The sequence below is a fragment of the Undibacterium sp. GW821-FHT11H02 genome (genome assembly GCF_058808015.1).
This window is the reverse complement of sequence record NZ_JBXARG010000004.1, coordinates 302,171-305,223: the sequence shown is the minus strand read 5'-3', so window position 1 is coordinate 305,223 and position 3,053 is coordinate 302,171. Positions and strand designations below refer to the sequence as shown.

At 45.6% G+C, this 3,053-nt stretch carries 2 protein-coding genes and 3 tRNA genes; all 5 read right to left on the bottom strand.

All coding sequences use genetic code 11. The features are described 5' to 3' along the window. Window positions 1–465 precede the first annotated feature (465 nt). The 5 genes from nadC to AC1RR2_RS06580 all read right to left on the bottom strand — a co-directional run bounded on the left by nadC (window position 466) and on the right by AC1RR2_RS06580 (window position 3,049). Window positions 466–1,362 (bottom strand): carboxylating nicotinate-nucleotide diphosphorylase, encoded by an 897-nt coding sequence (gene nadC / locus AC1RR2_RS06600; RefSeq protein WP_493221496.1) that lies wholly within the window; start codon window positions 1,360–1,362, stop codon window positions 466–468. A gap of 2 nt (window positions 1,363–1,364) precedes the next feature. After that, entirely contained in the window at window positions 1,365–2,498 is a 1,134-nt protein-coding gene (gene nadA, locus AC1RR2_RS06595; protein WP_493221495.1) for a quinolinate synthase NadA, read from the bottom strand. A gap of 137 nt (window positions 2,499–2,635) precedes the next feature. Beyond that, window positions 2,636–2,728: transfer RNA gene (locus AC1RR2_RS06590), tRNA-Leu, on the bottom strand. Between the two features lie 71 nt (window positions 2,729–2,799). After that, window positions 2,800–2,873: transfer RNA gene (locus tag AC1RR2_RS06585), tRNA-Cys, on the bottom strand. Between the two features lie 100 nt (window positions 2,874–2,973). After that, window positions 2,974–3,049: transfer RNA gene (locus AC1RR2_RS06580), tRNA-Gly, on the bottom strand. Window positions 3,050–3,053 lie beyond the last annotated feature (4 nt).

Below are 3,053 nucleotides of genomic sequence, written 5' to 3'. Positions count from 1 at the left end.
CCTAACTACCGAAGTAGCTAGTCGCTTCATTATCAAGTGCCCACATTTATTGACTGTTAATTGTTAAAGATCTTATTTTTTTCTACCTAAACTCACCCGAAGGTTTTTGTTTTTGCTACGAAGCGTTGTGTTCGTCAGCAGCAGAGAAACGAGATTATGCAGCACTTCTTTACTTCCGTCAACCCCCCTGTTTTAACTACCGTTTAAATTTTAGTTTCTTCAACTTCAATTCAAACTTCAGGAAATCAACGAACTGCTGCTTGCATACTTTCTTATTTCAACCCCGCATTTCTGCGGGAGGCGAACTATAGCAAGCCTTACTCGTTTTTGGCAAGACTTTTTTGGATAAACTGAATAAATCATATAAATCTCCGCCTTGACCTGCCAATTACTAAATAAAACCTTACTATAAAAAGCAAAGCGCTCCGCGAGCGGAGCGCTTTAAGCATCGAAATCGACTACGAATTACGCTTGAACCCGCAAAGAAAAATCCACCGCGCGAATATCCTTAGTAAGTGCACCAATAGAAATACGATCAACACCAGTCTCGGCAATCGCACGCACCGTCGTCAAATCCACACCACCAGAAGCCTCTAATAAAGCGCGACCACTATTAATGGTTACAGCCTCACGCATCATCGAAGTGTCGAAATTATCCAGCAAAATTGAAGTCGCACCAGCATCCAGCGCCAGACGCAATTCATCCAAAGATTCAACTTCAATTTGCACGCTAATTTGTCGGTCGTATTTTGCGATAAGCTGACTAGCATTCTGCAATGCAGGAACAATGCCACCGGCAGCGGCAATATGATTCTCTTTAATCAGAATGCCATCATACAATGCCAAGCGTTGATTTTTTCCACCACCAACACGCACAGCATACTTTTGAGCCAAACGCATTCCAGGCAAAGTCTTACGCGTATCCAAAATCGAAGCGGACGTTCCTTTAATTAACTCTACATAACGACGCGTTGCAGTGGCAACACCCGACAACAGCTGCATAAAATTAAGCGCACTACGCTCAGCGGTTAATAAGCTACGCGCCGGCGCCTGAATTTTACATACAACAGTATTGGCGCTCATCAGAGCACCTTCCGCATATTGCCAATCAACCACAACAGAGCCATCAAGCGCAAACATCACAGCATCAAACCAAGGCGCACCGCAAAGCACCGCATCTTCACGCACCACAACATGCGCAATAACCTTCGCATCGGATGGCACCAGCTCACCCGTCAAGTCACCACTTCCCACATCTTCGCTTAGCGCAAGTGCCACGCTCGCATTCAAAGCGCTCGACAATTCTATATCGAAAGGCGCAAACGTATTTTGTAAATTTGTATTTCGAAGACTCATAGCCATCCTTAAGCTGGGCCAATACCAGAAAATAACTTTCCATCTTGCGCTAAATCACCACTTGCTTTTACGTTGGCTTTTCGAGCTGCAGCAAAATCCAACATGCGATCAATGGATCGTCTCGCTTGCTGCCCAATTACTGGATCAACCTGAATCTGATTCTCACCAGTCTCCAGCACATGCAAGAGATTACGCAGACCATTCATTGCCATCCACGGGCAGTGCGCGCAACTCTTACAAGTAGCACTATTGCCAGCCGTTGGCGCAACAATAAATTTCTTACCAGGCGCAGCCATCTGCATTTTATGCAGAATGCCATTATCAGTTGCCACAATAAATTCCTGCGCATCCATCATTTTTGCCGCATTAATTAATTGCGACGTAGACCCGACCACATCCGCTAAAGCAACCACCGCGGCGGGTGACTCTGGATGCACCAAGATCTTCGCATCAGGATGAGACTCTTTCAGAATTTCTAACTCAATTCCTTTAAACTCATCATGCACAAGACATGAACCTTGCCACAACAACATATCGGCACCAGTCTGCTTTTGAATGTACCCACCCAAATGTTTATCTGGCGCCCAAAGAATTTTTTTTCCTTGCCCATGCAGATGTGCAACGATATCCAAACCAACGCTAGAAGTCACCATCCAATCAGCGCGCGCCTTCACCGCCGCACTGGTATTGGCATACACCACTACCGTACGATCTGGATGCGCATCACAAAATGCCGCAAACTCATCAGGATCACAACCAAGATCCAAAGAACACGTCGCATCTAAATCAGGCATCAAGATAGTCTTTTCAGGACTAAGGATTTTGGCCGTCTCGCCCATAAACTTAACGCCAGCGACGATCAAAGTCTGAGCTGCATGATCGCGACCGAAGCGCGCCATTTCCAAAGAATCAGAAACACAACCACCCGTCTCTTCTGCCAGATCCTGCAAGTCGGAATCCACATAATAATGCGCCACCAACACAGCCTGCTTTTCTTTTAGCAACTCAGCGATACGCTTTTTCAATAGTTTTTTTTCATCCAAACTCGGCGCATCCGGCACACGCGCCCACGCTGATGCAGTACAACTACTACCAACATCCATCTGAGGACGTTCAAATTCAATAACTTTGGTCGCTTCCATTTCAAGTCTCAAAGTAAAAAACACTGTTGAATAGATATAAAAAAACCCACACTTCTCTAGAAGTGTGGGTTTTCGAATTTTATAAATATTGAATATGGCACATAGGCCTTACTTCTTTTAACTACTAAAAAAACGAATGGTGCCCGAGGCCGGAATTGAACCGGCACGCCCCTTTTACGGAAAGCGGCGGATTTTAAGTCCGATGTGTCTACCAGTTTCACCACTCGGGCACTCAACTTGCATCTAGCAATTTGCTAGCTTGTTACTTAATGATAGTTCGAAACTTAACTATCAAAATTCTTGGAGGCGGGGGTCGGGATCGAACCGGCGTCTACGGCTTTGCAGGCCGCTGCATAACCACTTTGCTACCCCGCCAAGGGCTGCAATTTTATTTGAATAATTTTTTAGATCATCACAAACAAAACGCGGAACAACTTATGAACAAAAAAGGGAAGCTGCGCTCCCCTTCGGAATCTGGAGCGGGAGAAGAGTCTCGAACTCTCGACCTCAACCTTGGCAAGGTTGCGCTCTACCAACTGAGCTACTCCCGCATAT